The following is a 21,214-nucleotide window of genomic DNA, read 5'->3' as shown; positions in this document are numbered from 1 at the left end:
AGGCGCGGGCGTCCTCGCAGCTTAGTCGGGGCCGAGCCGCCCCTGCAATCCGCGATGCCGGACGGCAGGCCTCAGTCCAGCGCGGCCAGCTCGGCGGCGCTCAGGGCGCGGTACTGGCCCGGCGCCAGCTGCGGGTCCAGAGCCAGGCCGCCCATGCGTTCGCGGTGCAGGCGGGTGACCTTGTTCTGGAAGTTCCCGAACATGCGCTTGACCTGGTGGTAGCGGCCTTCGTGGAGGGTCAGGCGCGCCGCGCGCGGGGCGAGGATTTCCAGCTGCGCGGGGAGGGTGGTGAGGTCCTCGTAGCGGAAGTACAGGCCGCGGGCGAAGACTTCGGCGTAGTGCGCCTCGATCGGCTGCTCGGTCTCCACGTAGTAGACCTTGGGCAGCTTGCGCCCGGGCAGGGTCATGCGCCGCGACCACTGGCCGTCGTTGGTGATCAGCAGCAGGCCGGTGGTGTTGAAGTCCAGCCGCCCGCTGATGTGCAGCTCGTGCTTGTCCGGTTCGTCGAGCAGGTCGAGCACGGTGCGGTGCTCGGCGTCGCGGGTGGCGCTGACGCAGCCGGCGGGCTTGTGCAGCATGAAGTAGCGCGCCGGGCGGCCGGCCTGCAGCACCTCGCCGTCCAGCTCCACGCGGCTGAACTCGCGCACCTCGTGGCGGCTGTCGCGGACCACTGCGCCGTCCACCTTCAGGCGCCCGGCGGCCAGCAGCAGGCGCGCGTCCTGGCGGCTGAAGCGGGGCAGGTTGGTGAGGAAGCGGTCCAGGCGCATCAGGCGGATTCGTCGTCGGGCGGCAGGCTCTGCGCGCAGCGCGGGCACAGGCAGGCGCGGTCGAGCAGGTGTGAGGGGACGCGGGCCAGGGCGGCGGGGTCGATGCGCGTCTGGAAGCACCAGCAGAGCGTCCCGTCGGCGTCCGGGTCGGCCTGGCTGCAGCTGTTGCGCTGGCCGCAGAGGGGGCAACGGGTGGGATCGGGCGTGTCGGTCATGGTGCGGGTCGGTGCTTTGCTGGGGCACAGGGTGCAGCGGGTGGCGCTGGGGTGCAAGGGGAATCGGATGCTTGGGGGCGGGGTTGTTTGTGAGTGGGGTTTGCTGGGGGTGGAGGTGTTGGGTTTAAGAGCGCCCTCTCCCCAACCCTCTTCCGCAAGCGGGAGAGGGGGCTGTTTGGAGTGAGTGGGGAGTTTGGAGTCATCCTGGAACGCCTAGCCCCACCCCGTCATTCCCGCGAATGCGGGAACCCAGTGACGGGCGGTTCGCGAGCAAGCTCGCTCCTACGAAAAGCAAAAGCAAAAGCAAAAGCAAAAGCGCGTTTGCTCTTGGACTTCCAGAGAAATAGCCGAGCGCACCGGAGTGCCCCTTCAGAAGGCCGAGCGAAACCCGCGCTCAGGAGGTCATGCGACATGGATGTCGCGAGAGCCCCGCGGGCTACAGGGACGTACCCTCGGGGCGGGCCTCCGTGGCGGGGGAGTTCGTGAGGGTAGCCCGACTCTGTCGGGCCCGTATGCGGGGCAAGCCTTTTTGGTTCCTTTTGTGGCGTTTGACAAAAGGGACTCGCCCGAGGGGGCGAAACAAAAAATCTCCGCAGACTCGGTGCGGCGCGTTACACCCAAACAAGACGTCTCTGGGTTCCCGCGTTCGCGGGAATGACGGGGGGGGGAGGTTGGGTGCGAGGGACCAAGCCCCGCAAGCAAGCAAATCCATACCCCCATCCCAAATGAAAAATGCCGTTTCTCCCAGGGGAAGAAACGGCATTCCTTTGAAAGCCCCACCGTACCGGCCAGGGCTTTCCTCACGCCGAAAGGCTTAGGCTTGAACGACCGGAATCTTGGCGTTCGCAGCAGCTTCCTTGAACTCGGCGATCTGGTCGAAGCTCAGGTAGCGGTAGATATCGGCAGACATGCTGTCGATGTCCTTCGCGTAGGCCATGTACTCCTCGACGGTCGGCAGCTTGCCGATGATCGAAGCCACAGCGGCCAGCTCCGCCGACGCCAGGAACACGTCGGTGGAATCGCCCAGGCGGTTCGGGAAGTTACGGGTGGAGGTGGAGACCACGGTGGAACCGGTCTGTACGCGCGCCTGGTTACCCATGCACAGCGAGCAGCCCGGCATTTCCATGCGCGCGCCAGCCTTGCCGTAGATGCCGTAGTAGCCTTCCTCGGTCAGCTGGTGGGCGTCCATCTTGGTCGGCGGGGCCAGCCACAGACGGGTCGGAATGCCACCCTTGACCTTGTCCAGCAGTTTGCCGGCGGCGCGGAAGTGACCGATGTTGGTCATGCACGAACCGATGAACACCTCGTCGATCTTGCGGCCTTGCACGCTGGACAGCAGGCGGGCGTCGTCCGGATCGTTCGGGGCGCAGAGCACCGGCTCTTTGACGTCGGCCAGGTCGATCTCGATGACCGCGGCGTATTCGGCGTCCTTGTCGGCTTCCAGCAGTTGCGGGTTGGCCAGCCAGGCTTCCATCGCTTTCGCGCGGCGCTCCAGGGTGCGGGCGTCGCCGTAGCCTTCGCCGATCATCCAGCGCAGCAGGGTGATGTTCGACTTCAGGTATTCGGCGATGGCCTCTTCCGGCAGCTTGATGGTGCAACCGGCGGCGGAGCGTTCGGCCGAGGCGTCGGACAGCTCGAAGGCTTGCTCGACGGTCAGGTCGTTCAGGCCTTCGATCTCGAGGATACGGCCGGAGAAGATGTTCTTCTTGCCTTTCTTCTCGACGGTCAGCAGGCCGGCCTGGATGGCGTAGTAGGGGATGGCATGGACCAGGTCACGCAGGGTGATGCCCGGTTGCAGCTTGCCCTTGAAGCGCACCAGTACCGATTCGGGCATGTCCAGCGGCATGACGCCAGTGGCAGCGGCGAAGGCCACCAGGCCGGAACCGGCCGGGAAGCTGATGCCGATCGGGAAGCGGGTGTGCGAGTCGCCGCCGGTGCCGACGGTGTCGGGCAGCAGCATGCGGTTCAGCCAGCTGTGGATGATGCCGTCGCCCGGACGCAGGGACACGCCGCCGCGGGTCATGATGAAGTCCGGCAGGGTGTGGTGGGTCTTGACGTCGATCGGCTTCGGATAGGCCGCGGTGTGGCAGAAGGACTGCATCACCAGGTCGGCGGAGAAGCCCAGGCAGGCCAGGTCCTTCAGCTCGTCGCGGGTCATCGGGCCGGTGGTGTCCTGGGAACCGACGGTGGTCATCTTCGGTTCGCAGTAGGTGCCCGGACGCACGCCTTTGCCTTCCGGCAGGCCGCAGGCGCGACCGACCATCTTCTGCGCCAGGGTGAAGCCCTTGCCGGTGTCGGCGGGGGATTCCGGCTTCTTGAACAGGTCGGACGGGGCCAGGCCCAGTTCGGCGCGCGCCTTCTCGGTCAGGCCACGGCCGACGATCAGCGGGATACGGCCGCCGGCGCGGACTTCGTCGAGCAGCACGGGGGTCTTCAGCTCGAAGGTGGTGACCACTTCGCCGCTGTCGTGGCGGGTGACCTTGCCTTCGTACGGGTACACGTCGATGACGTCGCCCATGGCCAGGTTGGTGCAGTCGAACTCGATCGGCAGGGCGCCGGCGTCTTCCATGGTGTTGTAGAAGATCGGGGCGATCTTGGTGCCGAAGCAGAAGCCGCCAGCGCGCTTGTTCGGCACGTAGGGGATGTCGTCGCCGAAGAACCACAGCACCGAGTTGGTGGCGGATTTACGCGAGGAGCCGGTGCCGACCACGTCGCCGACGTAGGCGACCGGGAAGCCCTTGGCCTTGACCGCTTCGATCTGCTTCAGCGGGCCGACGGAGCCCGGCTGGACCGGCTCGATGCCGTCGCGGGCCATCTTCAGCATGGCCAGGGCGTGCAGCGGGATGTCCGGGCGCGACCAGGCGTCGGGGGCCGGGGACAGGTCGTCGGTGTTGGTTTCGCCGGGCACCTTGAACACGGTCAGGGTGATCTTCTCGGCCAGCGCCGGACGGGCCTGGAACCACTCGCCGTCGGCCCAGGATTGCAGCACGGCCTTGGCGGCGGCGTTGCCCTTCTTGGCGCGTTCGGAAACGTCGTGGAAGGCGTCGAACATCAGCAGGGTGTGCTTCAGTTGCGCGGCGGCGACTTCGGCCAGTTCGGCGTCGTCGAGGGCTTCGACCAGGGTGGCGATGTTGTAGCCGCCCTGCATGGTGCCGAGCAGTTCGAGGGCGCGCTTGCGGTCGATCAGCGGCGAAGCGGCTTCGCCCTTGACCACGGCGGACAGGTAGCCGGCCTTGACGTAGGCGGCTTCGTCGACGCCCGGCGGGACGCGGTTGGTGATCAGGTCGAGGAGGAATTCTTCTTCGCCGGCCGGCGGGTTTTTCAGGAGTTCGACCAGACCTGCGGTCTGTTCGGCGTTCAGCGGCTGGGGCACGATACCCTGGGCGGCACGCTCTTCTACGTGTTTGCGGTAGGCTTCAAGCACAGTATTTCCCTCATCAGTGGTCCCGTGGGACGCGTATCCAGGAGACCTCACCGATCCATTCGTCAGGCATGGTGGACGGTAATCCACGGACCTACGACGGCACCGGCAGCCTCCAGACAGAAGCTGTTTTCAAAGTTTTACGCCGGAGGGCCTGGGACGAGGGGGACTGGGCGCTTGAGGGAGGCGCCCAGGCCGCGAGGCCGCCGGAATCTGTGCTTCGTGACGCTTTGAAAACAGCTTCGAACGGGCATTGCGCCTTGTGAAAGGCGGGCCGATTCTACTGGAATTCATTGCTGAAAGTAAGCGCCATTGCGCCGATGCGGAAGGTGATCTTGCCTAGACAAAGGGCTAAGATGACGCCCGTCCCCCGTTGTCCCGAAGCCGTTCCGCCATGTCCTCCCAGCGCATCAAGACCCCCTGTGTCGGCCTCTGTTCCACCGTCTACGGCGACCTCGTGTGCCGCGGCTGCAAGCGCTTCCACCACGAGGTGGTGAACTGGAACCTGTACGGCGAGGAGGAGAAGCGCGCGGTGTGGAAGCGCCTGGAAGTGCTGCTGGTGCAGGTGATGGTGGCCAAGCTGGAGGTGTTCGACGCGCCGCGCCTGCGCGCCCAGCTGGAGCAGCGGCAGATCCGCTTCGTTCCCGAGCAGTCGCCGTACTGCTGGGCCTACCAGCTGATCGCCCGCGGCTCGCGGCTGATCCAGAACCTCGATGCCTACGGCGTGGCCCTGCTGCCGGAGTTCCGCGAGCGGCCGCTGCCGGAGCTGCGCGACGCCATCGACCGCGAGTTCTTCCTGCTTTCCGAGGCCCACTACGACCGCTACATCGCCCCGCGCTTCCTCAGCGAGGGGATGGACCTGCGGGTCTGAACCAGCACCCGCCGTTCGTCGGTTTCAGCGCCGCGCCTGCTTCAGCGTCTCGGCGATGAGGAAGGCCAGCTCCAGCGACTGGTCGGCGTTCAGCCGCGGGTCGCAGTGGGTGTGGTAGCGGTCGCTGAGCCCGGCCTCGGTGATCGGCCGCGCGCCGCCGATGCACTCGGTGACGTTCTGTCCGGTCATCTCGATGTGGATGCCGCCGGCGTGGCTGCCCTCGGCCTTGTGCACCTCGAAGAACTGCCGCACCTCGGCGAGGATGCGCGCGAAGTCGCGGGTCTTGTAGCCGCTGGAGGCCTTGATGGTGTTGCCGTGCATCGGGTCGCAGCTCCACAGCACCTGGCGGCCTTCGCGCTGCACGGTACGGATCAGCCGCGGCAGGCCGTCGCCGACCTTGTCGGCGCCCATGCGCACGATCAGGTTGAGGCGGCCGGGGTCGTTGTCCGGGTTGAGGATGTCGATCAGGCGCAGCAGCTCCTCGTCGCCCATGCTCGGCCCGACCTTGACGCCGATGGGGTTGCCCACCCCGCGCAGCATCTCGACGTGGGCGCCGTCCAGCTGGCGGGTGCGGTCGCCGATCCAGAGCATGTGCGCCGAGCAGTCGTACCAGCCGCCGGTCAGGCTGTCGCGGCGGATGAAGGCTTCCTCGTAGTTCAGCAGCAGCGCCTCGTGGGCGGTGAAGAAGCTCACCTCGCGCAGTTGCGGGGCCGTGTCCAGGCCGCAGGCGCGCATGAAGGCGAGGGTTTCGTCGATGCGCCCGGCGAGCTGGCTGTATTTTTCCGCCAGGGCCGAGTTGGCGATGAAGTCGAGGTTCCACTGGTGCACTTCGTGGAGGTCGGCGAAGCCGCCCTGGGCGAAGGCGCGCAGCAGGTTGAGGGTGGCGGTGGACTGGTGGTAGGCCTGCAGCAGGCGCTGCGGGTCCGGCACGCGGTTGGCCTCGTCGAAGCCGATGCCGTTGACGATGTCGCCGCGGTAGGCCGGCAGGGTCAGGTCGCCCACGGTTTCCTCGCCGGAGGAGCGCGGCTTGGCGAACTGCCCGGCCATGCGCCCGACCTTCACCACCGGGCAGCCGGCGGCGAAGGTCATGACCACCGCCATCTGCAGCAGCACCTTGAAGGTGTCGCGGATCTTCGCCGCGGAGAACTCGGCGAAGCTCTCGGCGCAGTCGCCGCCCTGCAGCAGGAAGGCGCGCCCGGCGGTGACCTCGGCGAACTGCCGGCGCAACTCGCGGGCCTCGCCGGCGAACACCAGCGGCGGATAGCTGGCGAGGCTCTGCTCGACCTGCAGCAGGCGCGCGGCGTCGGGGTAGACGGGTTGCTGCTGGATGGGGCGGCTTCTCCAGCTGTCGGGGCTCCAGGTCTGGCTCATCGGGGGCTCGCGGGGCAATGGCGGATAGTCGCCCATGGTAACACCGGGCGGGGCCACCTTCAGCGCGGCGGGGCTGGTATCCTTCGCCTTTCCATGAGCCCGCGGCCGTCGCCGTCCTTGCCCTGCGGAGAGCCCGCGTGTACCAGAGCCTGCCTTCCAATACCCTTCCGCATCGCCGGCCGCGCGCTGGCGCCCGCCGCCATGGCCGGGGGCGCCGGGCATGAGCGAGGACCTGCTGATAGCCGAGGAGCGCGACGCCTACGGGGTGATCCGCGTGGTGGAGCAGGGCGGCTACCGCTACCTGGAGTTCGGCGAGGAGGTGGAGCAGAGCTGCGTGCGCATCGGCGATCCGGCCTGGCTGGAGTACGACTATTCCCGCGCCATGCTGCTGGGCGCGCTGTGCCATCCCGCGCCGCGCCGCGCGCTGTTCCTCGGCTTCGGCGCCGGCAGCCTGACCCAGGCCTGCCTGAAGCACCTGGCGCTGGACGAGGCGGAGGCCGTCGAGCTGCGTCCGGCGATCCCGCGCCTGGCCCGCGAGCACCTGGGCCTGGTGGACGAGCCGCGCCTGCGGCTGCGCATCGGCGACGCGGTGGAGGAGCTGAGCAACTGCGAGCCGGCCGACCTGATCTTCCTCGACCTCTACACCGACACCGGGCCGGCGCCGGCGCACCTGGGCTGGGACTTCCTCGGCGCCTGCCGCGACAAGCTGCGCCCCGGCGGCTGGCTGATCATCAACCAGTGGAGCACCGACGACGGCCGGCCGCTGGGCGCGGCCCTGCTGCGCGGGCGCTTCCACCGCCACTACCTGGAATGCCCGGTGCCGGAGGGCAACGTGATCGTCTTCGTGCCCGCCGACGTCGAGCAGAGCCTGGAGCCGCGCGGGCTGAAAAAGCGCGCCAAGGCCCTGCAGGGCGACCTGGGCTACGACCTGGGCGTCTACATCGACGCGCTGCGCCCCGCGCAGTAGCGGCGGGGCGCCCGTTCAGGGGAGCTGGTAGCTGAGCGTCAGGTTGAGCCGCGGGCTGCGCTCGTCGTTGTCGATGGCGCGGTCGGCGAACGGCTTGGCCACTTCCATTCCCAGCACGTACTGCTTGCGGTTGGAGAAGCGCACCCCGACGGCGCCGGAACCGAGCTTGGCGCCGGGCTGGCCGTTGGCGTTGTAGTGGGTGCGCGCGCCATCCACCACCAGGTAGGGCTGCAACTGGTTCATCCACTTGTTCTGCCAGAGGAACGAGTAGTTCACCTCGTAGGAGGCGCCCCAGCCCTTGTCGCCGGTGGCCTGGTCGTCCGGGTAGCCGCGGCCGAAGTTGGCGCCGCCGTAGGTGATCTGCTCGGAGTCCGGCAGGCTGTCGTGGGCCCACTGGAAGCTGACGTTGGCCACGCCCTGCATGCGTTCGCCGAACTGGTTCTGCTGGGCGCCGAAGCCGAGCACGCGGGTGAAGTCCTTCTTCGCCGGCGCGGTGCTCTGCGCGTCGAAGGCGTTCAGGCCCTTGTAGACGGCCAGGCTGCCGGCGCGCGCCTGCTTCTCGGCGAACTGCTGGACCAGGGTGTCGATGCCCACCACGCGCAACTTGCTGCGCAGCTTCACGCTGTAGGGCGTGGCCGGCGCCAGCAGGTCGTAGCGGCTGCTGTCGTCGACCGTGTAGGCGCGCAGGTTGACGTCCCAGGTGAGGTTGCGGCGCAGCAGCACGGGGATGCCCAGGCCGGCGCTGACCCGTTCGTTCTCGCGCTTGCGCGCGTACTGCAGCGGGCCGATCACCACGCGGTCTTCCAGGCTGGCGTTGTAGTGGCTGTAGCCGGCCATCAGTTGCAGGCCGTTGTCGCCCAGCAACTGGCTGTAGTTCCAGGCGCGGTAGTGCTCCTTGTCGTCGCCGGGCGGGTAGAGGTAGCTGAACTGCAGTTGTTCGCCGCGGCCCAGCAGAGAGGCCAGGGTGGCGTTGAACAGCCCGCGCGGGTTGCCGTGGCGCGAGTCGAAGTCGGCGCCGGTGGTGACCATCTCGTGCTTGCCGAGCATTTCCAGCACGGCGCCGCCGTCGGTGGTGGTCGGCGGGTTGAGGACCATGTCCATCTGCAGGCCGGGAACCCGGCTCATCAGCACGCTGAAGCGCTCGAAGCTGGCGCGGCTCAGCGGCCGCTCGGCCTTCAGGCGCTCGATCCAGCGCGCCACGCGGGCCTGGTGCACGCCCAGGTCGCCGGCGCTGCGCACCTCGCTCAGGTGGCCCTCGATCAGCATGATGCGCCCGACGCCGCCGCGGAAATCCTGGTTGGGCACGTAGGCGAAGGAAATGACGAAGCCGTCGTCCTGGTAGCGCCGGGTGATGGCCTTGGCCGCCGCCACCAGTTCGCCGATCTTGATCTCGCGGCGGGTCAGCGGCTCCAGCAGGGGCTTCCAGGTGGCGATGGGGTAGTGGCCGCCGCCGGCGACTTCGATGCGCCGCAGGCGGATGCGCCGTTCGAGCAACTGTTGCGGCTGCGCGGCCGCCGGGGTGCTGACCCGTGGCGCCTGCGGGCGCACGTCGCCGCCGGGCAGGTTGGGCCTGGGCAGGCTCTGTTCGATGTCGGAACCGGGCAGTTGGATGGGGCGGTCGGCCCAGGCGAGGGGGCTGGCTAACAACAGCGTTACTACGGTCAGCTTGCGCATGGCTTCTCCCTGAAGCCGTTAAATGAAAGGGCGAAGGGCCGTTGCCGATCCTTCGCCGTTCGCTTTGGCGGGCTTGCCGTCAGTTTCCGGACTTGCCGCCCAGGCTGCCGGTCACGCCGCCGAGCAGGCCACCCACGGTGCCCAGGGTGCCGCCGAGCAGGCCGCCGTTGCTGGCCAGGCCGTTGCTGCCGACGCTGCTGGTGACGCCACCCAGGGTGCCGGTGACGCCGGAGAGCAGGCCGCTGACCGGGCTGCTGCCACCAGTGACGCCGCCCAGGGTGCCGGTGACGCCAGAGAGCAGACCACCGACCGGGTTGCTGCTACCGGTAGCGCCGCTCAGGGTGCCGGTAACGCCGGAGAGCAGGCTGCCGACCGGGTTGCTGCTGCCGGTGGCGCCGCCCAGGGCGCCGGTGACGCCCGAGAGCAGCCCGCCGATCGGGTTGCTGGGGCTGCTGCCGGCCTGTGCGTTGACCAGGCCGCCCGTCGCGCTCACGGCCTCGCCGACGTTGGTCACGACGCTGCCCACCGGCGCGAGGACCGGCGTGGCGCTGCCGAGCTGGGTGCCGACCTGGCCCACCAGGCCGCCGACCGTGGTCACCAGGTTGTTCACCGGCGCGCCCAGGCCGGTGGTGGCGCCGACCTGCTGGGTCACGCCCTCGACCTGGCCGACCAGGCCGGCGGTGGTGGCGCTGAGCTGCTTGGTCAGCGGGCTGAGCGGGCCGCTGGTGACGGCGCCGCTGAGGGAGTCGCCGAGCATGCTGATCTGCCCGCCGACGCCATCGACCACGCCGCCCAGGGTGGCGGTCACCGGTTTCAGCGGGGTGTTGGCGCCCACCGCGGCGACGGTGCTGCCCAGGTCGCTGACCGCGTTGCCGACGCTGCTCACCGTGCCGGTGGCGCCGGCGACTGTGGTGCCCAGGGCATTGGGATTGCTGCCGAGCTGGCCGATGCCGTTGGTGATACCGCTGCCCAGGCTGTTCACGCCCTGGCCGACGTCCTGGATGACGTTGCCGGCGCCTTCGCTCACGCCACTGCCGACCACCGGCAGGTCAATGCCCTTGACCGCGCCGCCGACGCCATTGACGGTGTTGCCCAGGGCGCTGACCGCTTCGCCGGTGTTGCTGAGAATGGTGCTGGTGGTGCTGGTGGTGCTGGTGGTGCTGGTGCCGCCGTTGTTGCCGCCATCACCGCCATTGTTGCCGCCATTGCCGCCGTCGCCACCGCTGCCGCCAGTACCGCCGGAACCGCTGCCATCGCCACCGCTACCCGAGCCACCGTCGCCGGCGCCCTGGCCGGAACCGTTTCCGGAGCTGGCGACACTGCTGTGATGGCCGCCCTTGCTGCTGCACCCTTGCAGCGACATGGCAACGACCAGAAGAGACAATGCGAATACACGAATGGGACCAGACATCTTGTTGGGCTCCTCCCTGACGGGCTCTGGTGTTTCAGGGGAAGCCTCGATCCGCCAGCGGGAAGAGCGCCTCTCCTGATTTCCGGCACAGTCTTCGTGCTTTGTCGGGAGGGCGAAATTGCCTCTTGTAGATAGTCGTTTGGTCGTTTTCGCCCTGGCGATTCACCGGTGTTTTCAAGGCGATTGGCGGCCTTCGCGGGGCGATTTAATACTTTCGATATAGCGCTTTGCCGGGGTGCGGCGAAGGCGCGCGCGGGCGTCGTCGTGAAGGGCGGGGCGGGGCGCCGGGGCTAGTTGCCGGAGAAGTTGCCTTCGCGTCTTTCCAGCAGCGACTGCAAGCCTTCGCGGGCATCCTCGCTGGCCAGCAGGGTCTTGAATTGTTGCGGCAACTCGCGGATGGCCTGCGCCGTTCCCTGTTCCTGGGCGCGCCGCGCCGAGGCCAGGGTGGCGCGCACGGCCAGGGGCGCCCGGCGGGCGATGCGCGCGGCCAGCTTCAGGGCTTCGGGCAGCAGTTCTTCCGGCGGGTGGATTTCCTGCACCAGGCCCAGGCGCCAGGCTTCGTGGGCATCGAACTCGTCGCCGCTGAGCAGCCAGCGCATGGCGTTGCCCCAGCCGGCCACCTGCGGCAGGCGCAGGGTGGCGCCGCCCAGGGGCAGCAGGCCGCGGCGCACTTCCATCTGGGCGAAGCGGGCGGTGCTGGCGCACAGGCAGATGTCCGCCGCCAGCATCAGCTCGATGCCGATGGTGTAGCAGTAGCCCTGCACGGCGACCATCAGCGGCTTGCTCAGCCGCGGCCCGCCGAGGGTGCCCCAGGGGTCGACGGCGCCGGCCGGCAACTGCCAGCCGTCGTGCAGGCGCTGGCTGACGTCGGCCAGGTCGAGGCCGGCGCTGAAGTGCTCGCCGTGGGCGACGAGCAGTGCGCAACGCAGGTCGTCGTCGCGCTCGTAGTCGCCCAGGGCCAGCATCAGTTCGTCGAGCATGCGCTGGTCGAAGGCGTTGCGCTTCTGCGGCCGGTTGAGGCCCAGCAGCAGGAGGTGGCCGCGGCGCGTGACGGTGACGCGGGGTTCGCTGGTAGGGTTCACGGCGCGTGCTCCTGGCAGGTGGCCCTGCTCGGTATAGACGGCAGGTGGCCGGTTGTGCAAGTCTTGACCGTTCGGCCAGCGGTAGTGGAAAAGCCGCACATCGGCGGCGTTTTTCCGGTATGATGCGCGCCGGCCTATCACGGCCCCGTTCGGGACCGCACCCTTCGGCGCTTCGCGCTCCGTCTGTGCTACCGCTTCCGCGGACTTCCTTGACGTATTCTTCCAACAGTTCAGTTCGCAAATCCCCGCTTCCAGCTGCCTGGGTGACTTCTACTGTCGTACAGGGCATGCGCAGCTCGGCCATTGGGTCTTTGCGGATGTATTTAGAGGCAAAACCCATGACCCAGGAAACCGGCGGCTTCGCCGCGCTCGGCATTCATCCCAATATTCTCGCCGCCATCGCCGCGGTCGGCTACGAAGAGCCGTCGCCCATCCAGGCCCAGTCGATTCCGGTGATCCTCGAAGGTCACGACATGATCGGCCAGGCCCAGACCGGCACCGGCAAGACCGCCGCCTTCGCCCTGCCGCTGCTGTCGAAGATCGAGGCCACGCGCCGCGAACCCCAGGTGCTGATCCTGGTGCCGACCCGCGAACTGGCCCTGCAGGTGGCCACCGCCTGCGAAACCTACTCCAAGCAGATGCCCGGCGTCGGCGTGGTCGCCGTCTACGGCGGCGCGCCCATGGGCCCGCAGCTCAAGGCCCTGCGCCAGGGCGCCCAGGTGCTGGTGGCCACCCCCGGCCGCCTGTGCGACCACCTGCGCCGCGACGAGAACCTGCTGGGCACCGTCGAGCGCCTGGTCCTCGACGAGGCCGACGAGATGCTCAAGCTCGGCTTCATGGACGACCTGGAAGTGATCTTCGAGGCCATGCCGGCCAGCCGCCAGACCGTGCTGTTCTCCGCGACCCTGCCGGCCTCGATCCGCAGTATCGCCGAACGCCACCTGAAAGAACCCAAGCACGTCCGCATCGCCGCCAAGACCCAGACCGTGGCGCGCATCGAGCAGGTCCACCTGATGGTCCATGCCGACCAGAAGGCCGCCTCCATCCTGCGCCTGCTGGAAGTCGAGCAGTTCGACGCGCTGATCGGCTTCGTGCGCACCAAGCAGGCCACCCTGGACATCGCCGAGCTGCTCGAGCGCCAGGGCTACCGCGCCGCCGCGCTGAACGGCGATATCCCGCAGGCCCAGCGCGAGCGCGTCATCGAGTCGCTCAAGGACGGCTCGCTGGACATCGTCATCGCCACCGACGTGGCCGCCCGCGGCCTGGACGTGGCGCGCATCACCCACGTGCTGAACATCGACATGCCGTACGACCCCGAGTCCTACGTGCACCGCATCGGCCGTACCGGCCGCGCCGGCCGCGAAGGCCGCGCGCTGCTGCTGGTGACCCCGCGCGAGCGCCGCATGCTGCAGGTGATCGAGCGCGTCACCGGGCAGAAGGTCGGCGAAGTGCGCCTGCCCGACGCCGACACCGTGCTGGAAGCACGCCTGGCGCGCCTGGCCGCCAGCCTGCAGCCGCTGCTGGAAACCGCCGTCGCCACCCGTGGCGCCGTGCGTGACGAGCTGTGCCGCCGCCTGGGCACCGATGCCGAAACCCTGTCCGCGGTGCTGCTGGCCAAGCTCACCGAAGGCAAGGCCCTGGACCTGGAGTCGGTGCGCCGTGAGCAGCCGCTGACCCCGGCCGCCCCGCGCGAGCGCAGCGAACGCTACGAGCGTGGCGAACGCGGTGAGCGCAGTGACCGTGGCGAACGTTCCGGCGAGCGCCGCCCGATGGCCGCTCCGGCCGAAGGCAAGGCCCGCTGCCGCACCGCCCTGGGCGCGCGCGACGGCGTGGCGGCGAAGAACCTGCTGGGCGCCATCCTCAACGAGGGCGGCCTGTCCCGCGAGGCCATCGGCCGCATCCAGATCCGCGAGACCTTCAGCCTGATCGAACTGCCCGAAGACGGCCTGGAGCGCCTGCTCGGCAAGCTCAAGGACACCCGCGTCGCCGGCAAGGCCCTGCGCCTGCGCCGCTACCGCGAGGATTGATCCGCGCGCCACGCGCCGCGATCGAATGAAAACGCCGCATCCGGGTGACCGGGTGCGGCGTTTTTGTTTGGAGCAATTGTCTTGCCGGCCGCGCGAGGTGCTTTTCGTAGGATGGGTTGAGCTTGCGAAACCCATGCTGCCATTGGTGATGGGTATCGCTTCGCTCAACCCATCCTACGAAGGCTGTAGGAGGCATGGCATTTCCACCCGTAGGAGCGGACTCCGTCCGCGATAGCCGGAGGTTCCGGCGTGATTCGCGGATGAGATCCGCTCCTACGCCACCCACCCGTGCCATTCCCCTGTAGGAGCGCGCCCTGCGCGCGAAATCGCGGGCAGGGCCCGCTCCTACAGTTTGCTGGGAGGCATGGCATTTCCACCCGTAGGAGCGGACTCTGTCCGCGATAGCCGGACATCCCGGCGCGATTCGCGGATGAGATCCGCTCCTACGCCACCCACCCGTGCCATTCCCCTGTAGGAGCGCGCCCTGCGCGCGAATCGCGGGCAGGGCCCGCTCCTACAGTTTGCTGGGAGGCATGGCGTTCCCCCCCCCCCCGTAGGATGGGTTGAGCGAAGCGATACCCATCGCCCCGCCCGTCTGCTCAGCTGTCTTCCAGCGGCCCCATCGCGGTGGTGTTGAAGCCGCCGTCGACGTAGAGGATTTCGCCGCTGATGCCGCTGGCCAGGTCGGAGCAGAGGAAGGCCGCGGCGTTGCCGACTTCTTCGATGGTCACGTTGCGCCGCAGCGGGGTCTGGCGTTCGTTGGCGGCGAGCATCTTGCGGAAGCTCTTGATGCCGGAGGCGGCCAGGGTGCGGATCGGGCCGGCGGACACCGCGTTGACCCGCGTGCCCTCCGGGCCCAGGCTGCCGGCCAGGTAGCGCACGCCGGCTTCCAGGCTGGCCTTGGCCATGCCCATCACGTTGTAGTTGGGCATGGTGCGCTCGGCGCCCAGGTAGGTGAGGGTCAGCAGGCTGCCGTTGCGGCCTTGCATCATCTCGCGGCCGGCCTTGGCCAGGGCGACGAAGCTGTAGGCGCTGATGTCGTGGGCGATGCGGAAGCCGTCGCGGCTGGTGACGCTGGTGAAGTCGCCGTCCAACTGGTCGCCCGGGGCGAAGCCCACCGAGTGGACGATGATGTCCAGGCCGTCCCACTTTCTGCCCAGTTCGCGGAACACCGCCTCGATGTCGGCATCGTTGGCGACGTCGCAGGGGAAGCACAGCTCGGCGCTGGAGCCCCAGCCGGCGGCGAATTCCTCGACGCGGCCCTTGAGCTTGTCGTTCTGGTAGGTGAAGGCGAGCTGCGCGCCTTCGCGGTGCATCGCCTCGGCGATGCCCGAGGCGATGGACAACTTGCTGGCCACGCCGACGATCAGCGCGCGTTTACCGGCTAGAAAACCCATGTTCGTTCCTTCCTTGCAGGTCATTCTTCAAGCGCAGCCGCCGGGGCCATGAAGGCGGCTTCCAGCAGTTGCTGCGTGTAGGGATGCTGCGGCGCGCTGAAGATTTCCTGCGCCGGGCCGCCTTCGACCACCTTGCCCTGGCGGATCACCAGCAGCTGATGGCTCAGGGCCTTGACCACCGCGAGGTCGTGGCTGATGAACAGGTAGGTGAGGTTGTACTTGGCCTGCAGCTGGCGCAGCAGGTCGACCACCTGGCGCTGCACCGAGCGGTCCAGCGCCGAGGTCGGCTCGTCCAGCAGGATCAGCGCCGGCTTGAGCACCAGGGCGCGGGCGATGGCGATGCGCTGGCGCTGGCCGCCGGAGAATTCGTGGGGGTAGCGGTGGCGCGCCTGCGGGTCCAGGCCGACTTCCAGCAGCGCGTCGATGATCCGCTGCTGCTGTTCCTTCTCGTCGCAGATGCCGTGGATCTCCAGGCCCTCGCCGACGATCTGGCCCACCGACAGGCGCGGGCTGAGGCTGCCGTACGGGTCCTGGAAGACCACCTGCATCTCGCGGCGCAGCGGGCGCACCTCGGCCTGGTTCATGGCGTCCAGGGCGTTGCCCTCGAAGCGGATGCCGCCGCGGCTGTCGATCAGCCGCAGGATGGCCAGGCCCAGGGTGGACTTGCCCGAGCCGCTTTCGCCGACGATGCCCAGGGTCTGCCCGCGGGGCAGGCTGAAGTCGATGCCGTCCACCGCCTTGATGTGGTCGACGGTGCGGCGGAACACGCCCTTCTTGATCGGGAACCAGACGCGCAGGTCCTGCACGCTCAGCAGTTCCTCGCCCGGCGGGTTGGCCGCCGGCGCGCCGCTGGGTTCGGCGCCGAGCAGCTCACGGGTGTAGGGGTGCTGCGGGGCTTCGAACAGCTGCTCGCAGTCGGCCTGCTCGACGATCTTGCCCTTCTGCATCACGCACACGCGGTGGGCGATGCGCCGCACCAGGTTGAGGTCGTGGGTGATCAGCAGCAGGGCCATGCCCAGGCGCGCCTGCAGCTCGGCCAGCAGGTCGAGGATCTTCAGCTGCACGGTAACGTCCAGCGCCGTGGTCGGTTCGTCGGCGATCAGCAGTTCCGGCTCGTTGGCCAGGGCCATGGCGATCATCACCCGCTGGCGCTGGCCGCCGGACAGCTCGTGGGGGTAGGACTTCAGCCGCGTGGCCGGGTCGGGGATACCGACCAGGTCGAGCAGTTCGAGGATGCGCGCGCGCGCCGCCTGGCCCTGCAGGCCCTTGTGCAGGGCGAGCACTTCGCCGATCTGCTTCTCCACGGTGTGCAGCGGGTTCAGCGAGGTCATGGGCTCCTGGAAGACCATGGCGATGCGGTTGCCGCGGATGCCGCGCAGCTTGCGTTCCGGCGCTTTCAGCAGGTCCAGCCCGGAATAGCGGACGCTGCCGCTGGGATGGCTGGCCGTGGGGTAGGGCAGCAGGCGCAGGAGGGAAAGGGCGGTGACCGACTTGCCCGAGCCGCTTTCGCCGACCAGGGCCAGAGTCTCGCCGCGGCGGATGTCGAAGCTGACCTGGTCGACCGCGTGGATGGTGTCCTCGCCGCTGGCGAAGTCGACGGAAAGGTCGCGGATTTCCACCAAGTTGTCTTGGGCGCTCTGGCTCATCTCACTTCCTCGGGTCGAAGGCATCGCGGGCGGCCTCGCCGATGAACACCAGCAGGCTGAGCATCAGCGCCAGCACCACGAAGGCGCTGATCCCCAGCCATGGCGCCTGCAGGTTGGACTTGCCCTGGGCGACCAGCTCGCCGAGGGACGGCGAGCCGGCCGGCAGGCCGAAGCCGAGGAAGTCCAGGGAGGTCAGGGTGGCGATGGCGCCGGTGAGGATGAAGGGCATGAAGGTCAGGGTGGAGATCATCGCGTTGGGCAGGATGTGGCGGAACATGATCTTGCCGTTCTTCATGCCCAGGGCGCGGGCCGCGCGCACGTATTCCAGGTTGCGGCCGCGGAGGAACTCGGCGCGCACCACGTCCACCAGGCTCATCCAGGAGAACAGCAGCATGATGCCCAGCAGCCACCAGAAGTTCGGCTGCACGAAGCTGGCGAGGATGATCAGCAGGTAGAGCACCGGCAGGCCCGACCAGATTTCCAGGAAGCGCTGGCCGAGCAGGTCGACCCAGCCGCCGTAGAAGCCCTGCAGGGCGCCGACCAGCACGCCGATCAGCGAGCTGAGCAGGGTCAGCACCAGGGCGAACAGCACCGAGATGCGGAAGCCGTAGATCACCCGCGCCAGCACGTCGCGGGCCTGGTCGTCGGTGCCCAGCAGGTTCTCCGCGCTGGGCGCTGAGGGCACCGGCACGCGCAGGTCGTAGTTGATGCTGTCGTAGCTGTAGGCGATCGGCGGCCAGAGCACCCAGGCGTCCTTGTCGGCCAGCAGCTGGCGCATGTAGGGCGCCTTGTAGTTGCCCTCCAGGGGGAACTCGCCGCCGAACACGGTCTCCGGGTAGCGCTTGAGCACCGGGAAGTACCACTGGCCGTCGTAGTGCACCGCCAGCGGCCTGTCGTTGGCGATCAGCTCGGCGCCCAGGCTCAGCACGAACAGCGCGAGGAACAGCCACAGCGACCACCAGCCGCGCTTGTTGGCCTTGAAGCGCGCCCAGCGGCGCTGGTTCATCGGGGACAGGCGCATCGGATCACTCCCGGTTCTCGAAGTCGATGCGCGGATCGACGAGGGTGTAGAGGACGTCGCTGACCAGCTTCATGATCAAACCGAACAGGGTGAAGATGAACAGGGTGCCGAACACCACCGGGTAGTCGCGGTTGAGCGCCGACTCGAAGCTGAGCAGGCCCAGGCCGTCGAGGGAGAAGATCACCTCGATCAGCAGCGAGCCGGTGAAGAACACCCCCAGCAGCGCCGAGGGCAGGCCGGCGATGATCAGCAGCATGGCGTTGCGGAACACGTGGCCGTAGAGCACCTGGCGCTCGGTCAGGCCCTTGGCGCGGGCGGTGACCACGTACTGCTTGCCGATCTCGTCGAGGAAGCTGTTCTTGGTCAGCAGGGTGATGGTGGCGAAGTTGCCGATGACCAGGGCGGTGATCGGCAGGGCCAGGTGCCAGAAGTAGTCCTTGACCTTGCCGAAGGTGCTGAGTTCGTCGAAGTCGTTGGAGGTCAGTCCGCGCAGGGGGAACCAGTCCCAGTAGCTGCCGCCGGCGAACAGCACTACCAGCAGGATGGCGAAGAGGAAGGCGGGGATGGCGTAGCCGATGATGATCGCCGAGCTGGTCCAGATGTCGAACTGGCTGCCGTTGCGCACTGCCTTGGCGATGCCCAGGGGGATGGACACCAGGTACATGATCAGGGTGCTCCACAGCCCCAGGGAGATGGACACCGGCAGCTTCTCGATGATCAGGTCGGTGACCTTGGCGTCGCGGAAGAAGCTGCTGCCGAAGTCCAGGTGCACGTAGTTCTTGAGCATGATCCAGAAGCGTTCGGGCGCCGGCTTGTCGAAGCCGTACATGCGCTCGATCTCCTTCACCAGCTCCGGGTCCAGGCCCTGGCCGCCGCGGTAGTGCGAGCCGCCGGAGGAGGCCAGCTCGCCGCCGGAGCCGGCGATGCGCCCGGTGGCCCCGCCGGCGGCGGCGTTGACGCCTTCGAGCTTGGCGATCATCTGGTCCACCGGCCCGCCGGGGGCGGCCTGGATGATGATGAAGTTGATCAGCAGGATGCCGAACAGCGTCGGCACGATCAGCAGCAGGCGGCGCAGGATGTAGGTGAGCATCAGCGGGTCTCCTGCGCCTGGGTCACGGCTTGGGTCGGCTCGGCCTTGTCGCGGGCCTGCCACCAGGTCATCAGCGCGTAGCTGTAGGGCGGCAGTTTCGCGGGGTGGGCGATGCGGTTCCAGTAGGCCAGGCGCCAGGTGTCCAGGTACCAGTTGGGCACCACGTAATGGCCCCACTGCAGGGCGCGGTCCAGGGCGCGGGCGTGGCGCACCAGGGAGTCGCGCGAGTCGGCCTTGATCAGGCCGTCCACCAGCTCGTCGATGGCCGCGTCGCGCAGGCCGATGAAGTTGCGGCTGCCGGGGTTGTCGGCGCTGGCCGAATGCCAGAACTCACGCTGCTCGTTGCCCGGCGAGTTGGACTGCGGCCAGCTGGCGACCATCATGTCGAAGTCCCGCGAGCGCAGGCGGTTGATGTACTGGGAGATGTCCACCACGCGGATCTGCATGTCGATGCCCAGTTCGGCGAGGTTGCGCTTGTAGGGCAGCAGCACGCGCAGGAAGTCGGCCTGCACCAGCATGAATTCGAAGCTCAGCGGCTTGCCGTCGGGGCCGACCATGCGGTCGTCGACGATCTTGTAGCCGGCCTCCAGCAGCAGCTTGTAGGCCTTGCGCTTCTGCTCGCGGATGATGCCGCTGCCGTCGCTGACCGGCGGCTCGTAGACGCTGTCGAAGACCTGCGGCGGCAACTTGCCGCGCAGCGGTTCGAGGATCGCCAGCTCCTGCGCGTCGGGCAGTTCGTGGGCGGCCATCTCGGAGTTCTCGAAGTAGCTGCGGTCGCGCTTGTAGGAGCCGAAGAACAGCTGCTTGTTGGTCCACTCGAAGTCGAACAGCAGGCTGATGGCCTCGCGCACCCGCACGTCCTGGAACACCGGGCGGCGGATGTTGAAGGCGAAGCCCTGCATGCCCCAGGGGTTGTCGTTGTGCAGCTCCTGGCGGACGATGCGGCCGTCGCGTATCGCCGGCGAGTCGTAGGCGGTGGCCCAGTTCTTCGCGATGCGCTCCTCGTTGAAGTCGAACTGCCCGGCCTTGAAGGCTTCCAGGGCCACGGTCAGGTCGCGGTAGGAGTCCACCACCACTGCGTCGAAGTTGTTGAAGCCGCGGTTCACCGGCAGGTCTTTGGCCCAGTAGTCCTTGACCCGCTCGTAGCGGATCGAGCGGCCCGGGTCGACCTTGGCGACGCGGTAGGGGCCGCTGCCCAGCGGCGGCTCCAGGCTGGTCTTGGCGAAGTCGCGGCTGGCCCACCAGTGCTTGGGCAGGATCTGCAACTGGCCGAGGATCAGCGGCAGCTCGCGGTTGCCCGGGCGCTTGAAGTCGAAGCGCACGCGCAGCTTGTCCTCGGCCACCACCTTGTCGACGTCCGCGTAGTAGTTGCGGTACATCGGGTCGCCCTGCTTGATCAGCGTCTCGAAGGTGAAGACCACGTCGTCGGCGGTGACCGGGGTGCCGTCGTTGAAGCGCGCCTGGGGGCGCAGGTAGAAGCGCACGAAGCGCTGCTCGGGGTCCTTCTCGATCTTCTCGGCGAGCAGGCCGTATTCGGTGAAGGGCTCGTCCAGGGAGTGGAAGGTCAGGGTGTCGTAGACCAGGCTGATCTGCGAGGCCGGGTTGCCCTTGGGGATGAACGGGTTGAGGCTGTCGAAGCCGCCGGTGTCGGAGAGCCGCAGGGTGCCGCCCTTGGGGGCGTCGGGGTTGACGAAGTCGAAGTGGCGGTAGCCGGCCGGGTATTTCGGCGCCTCGTCGTAGAGGGTGATGGCATGTTGCGGCGCGGCCTGCAGGCCGGCGCCCAGGCCGAGCAGGCCGAGCAGGAGGAGGGCGCGGAGCTTCATCGACGGCGCTCCGCCGCCGATCCGGTGGTGGGCGCGGGTGCGGGGCGGGGGGCGCTGGTCGGCATTCTGGGCATGGTCTGCTCGTAGGTGCGTTCGGGCTGGCATCGTTTGTACTGGTTGGGGCCCGTCCCGTGCAAGGGGCGGCAGCGGACGCACGGCGCGGCGGGCGACGGCGCGCCGGCGTTTGCACGGGCGTCCCGAGAGGGCCACGGTAACAGCTTGTATTGCGGGGAAAAAGCTCGGGCCGGAAGCTTAGGCCGTGCTTTCGGGGAAAAAGTTGCCGGGGGTGGGCGGCTCCGTGCTCGGCGCCGAGGGGGATGTGGCCAAGGTCAAACGGCGGATAACGCGGAGCGTTATTCGCCCTACGCCAGGCTCACCCTGGACGTAGGGCGTATAACCGTTCGCGGTTATACGCCGCTACACCGCACCTG

14 protein-coding genes and 1 pseudogene are annotated in these 21,214 nt (G+C 68.2%); 3 read left to right on the top strand and 12 right to left on the bottom strand.

Going from position 1 to position 21,214, the window contains the following annotated elements; genetic code table 11:
* Nucleotides 1–71: 71 nt before the first annotated feature.
* From ACTWJ5_RS21180 to acnB, 3 genes are all read right to left on the bottom strand, one after another.
* Nucleotides 72–767, bottom strand: coding sequence for a pseudouridine synthase (locus ACTWJ5_RS21180; protein WP_444436477.1), 696 nt, complete (start codon nt 765–767; stop codon nt 72–74).
* Nucleotides 767–982, bottom strand: coding sequence for a cysteine-rich CWC family protein (locus ACTWJ5_RS21175; RefSeq protein WP_116423769.1), 216 nt, complete (start codon nt 980–982; stop codon nt 767–769). Before ACTWJ5_RS21175 ends, ACTWJ5_RS21180 begins: the two co-directional genes overlap by 1 nt.
* Before the next feature lie 814 nt (nt 983–1,796).
* Complete coding sequence (acnB, locus tag ACTWJ5_RS21170; protein WP_116423770.1) at nt 1,797–4,406, bottom strand: bifunctional aconitate hydratase 2/2-methylisocitrate dehydratase; 2,610 nt, start codon at nt 4,404–4,406, stop codon at nt 1,797–1,799.
* A gap of 391 nt (nt 4,407–4,797) precedes the next feature.
* On the opposite strand from acnB, the gene ACTWJ5_RS21165 reads away from it, so the two are divergent.
* Nucleotides 4,798–5,274, top strand: coding sequence for a DUF1289 domain-containing protein (locus ACTWJ5_RS21165; protein ID WP_074981027.1), 477 nt, complete (start codon nt 4,798–4,800; stop codon nt 5,272–5,274).
* Nucleotides 5,275–5,298: 24 nt separating this feature from the next.
* On the opposite strand, the gene ACTWJ5_RS21160 is transcribed toward ACTWJ5_RS21165, so the two are convergent.
* Nucleotides 5,299–6,645, bottom strand: a complete 1,347-nt coding sequence (locus ACTWJ5_RS21160; protein WP_301500768.1) for a class II 3-deoxy-7-phosphoheptulonate synthase — start codon at nt 6,643–6,645, stop codon at nt 5,299–5,301.
* 220 nt (nt 6,646–6,865) lie between these two features.
* Here ACTWJ5_RS21160 and ACTWJ5_RS21155 point away from each other — a divergent pair, with 220 nt between their 5' ends.
* Nucleotides 6,866–7,612, top strand: a complete 747-nt coding sequence (locus tag ACTWJ5_RS21155) for a spermidine synthase (RefSeq protein WP_444436476.1) — start codon at nt 6,866–6,868, stop codon at nt 7,610–7,612.
* Nucleotides 7,613–7,627: 15 nt separating this feature from the next.
* Here ACTWJ5_RS21155 and ACTWJ5_RS21150 read toward each other — a convergent pair whose 3' ends face one another.
* The 3 genes from ACTWJ5_RS21150 to ACTWJ5_RS21140 all read right to left on the bottom strand — a co-directional run bounded on the left by ACTWJ5_RS21150 (nt 7,628) and on the right by ACTWJ5_RS21140 (nt 11,779).
* Nucleotides 7,628–9,286, bottom strand: coding sequence for a ShlB/FhaC/HecB family hemolysin secretion/activation protein (locus ACTWJ5_RS21150; protein WP_444436475.1), 1,659 nt, complete (start codon nt 9,284–9,286; stop codon nt 7,628–7,630).
* Nucleotides 9,287–9,365: 79 nt separating this feature from the next.
* Nucleotides 9,366–10,649 carry a collagen-like triple helix repeat-containing protein gene (locus ACTWJ5_RS21145; RefSeq protein ID WP_444436474.1) on the bottom strand — a complete coding sequence of 428 codons (1,284 nt, stop codon included), beginning with the start codon at nt 10,647–10,649 and terminating at the stop codon, nt 9,366–9,368.
* Nucleotides 10,650–10,987: 338 nt separating this feature from the next.
* On the bottom strand, nt 10,988–11,779 hold the full coding sequence (locus ACTWJ5_RS21140) for a crotonase/enoyl-CoA hydratase family protein (protein ID WP_253392015.1): 792 nt from the start codon (nt 11,777–11,779) through the stop codon (nt 10,988–10,990).
* Between the two features lie 303 nt (nt 11,780–12,082).
* Between ACTWJ5_RS21140 and ACTWJ5_RS21135 the strand changes: the two are divergent.
* Nucleotides 12,083–13,806: pseudogene (locus ACTWJ5_RS21135) on the top strand (DEAD/DEAH box helicase).
* A 599-nt stretch (nt 13,807–14,405) separates the two neighbouring features.
* On the opposite strand, the gene fabI reads toward ACTWJ5_RS21135, so the two are convergent.
* Genes fabI through ACTWJ5_RS21110 form a run of 5 tightly spaced genes read right to left on the bottom strand, consistent with a single transcriptional unit; the run spans nt 14,406 to nt 20,783 of the window.
* The gene (gene fabI, locus ACTWJ5_RS21130; protein ID WP_116423778.1) at nt 14,406–15,203 is read right to left on the bottom strand and encodes an enoyl-ACP reductase FabI; all 798 of its coding nucleotides are present in this window, start codon (nt 15,201–15,203) and stop codon (nt 14,406–14,408) included.
* Nucleotides 15,204–15,223: 20 nt separating this feature from the next.
* A complete protein-coding gene (locus ACTWJ5_RS21125; protein WP_253406958.1) occupies nt 15,224–16,849 on the bottom strand; it encodes an ABC transporter ATP-binding protein in 1,626 nt (541 codons plus the stop codon).
* A gap of 1 nt (nt 16,850) precedes the next feature.
* Nucleotides 16,851–17,870, bottom strand: a complete 1,020-nt coding sequence (locus ACTWJ5_RS21120; protein WP_116423780.1) for an ABC transporter permease — start codon at nt 17,868–17,870, stop codon at nt 16,851–16,853.
* Nucleotides 17,871–17,874: 4 nt separating this feature from the next.
* Complete coding sequence (locus ACTWJ5_RS21115) at nt 17,875–18,960, bottom strand: microcin C ABC transporter permease YejB (RefSeq protein WP_444436473.1); 1,086 nt, start codon at nt 18,958–18,960, stop codon at nt 17,875–17,877.
* A complete protein-coding gene (locus ACTWJ5_RS21110) occupies nt 18,960–20,783 on the bottom strand; it encodes an extracellular solute-binding protein (protein WP_444436472.1) in 1,824 nt (607 codons plus the stop codon). Before ACTWJ5_RS21110 ends, ACTWJ5_RS21115 begins: the two co-directional genes overlap by 1 nt.
* Between the last annotated feature and the right edge of the window lie 431 nt (nt 20,784–21,214).

This window comes from Pseudomonas sp. A6, from assembly GCF_052367875.1.
In the GTDB taxonomy this organism is placed as follows: Bacteria; Pseudomonadota; Gammaproteobacteria; order Pseudomonadales; family Pseudomonadaceae; genus Pseudomonas; species Pseudomonas citronellolis.
This window is presented reverse-complemented; position numbering and strand designations above follow the sequence as displayed.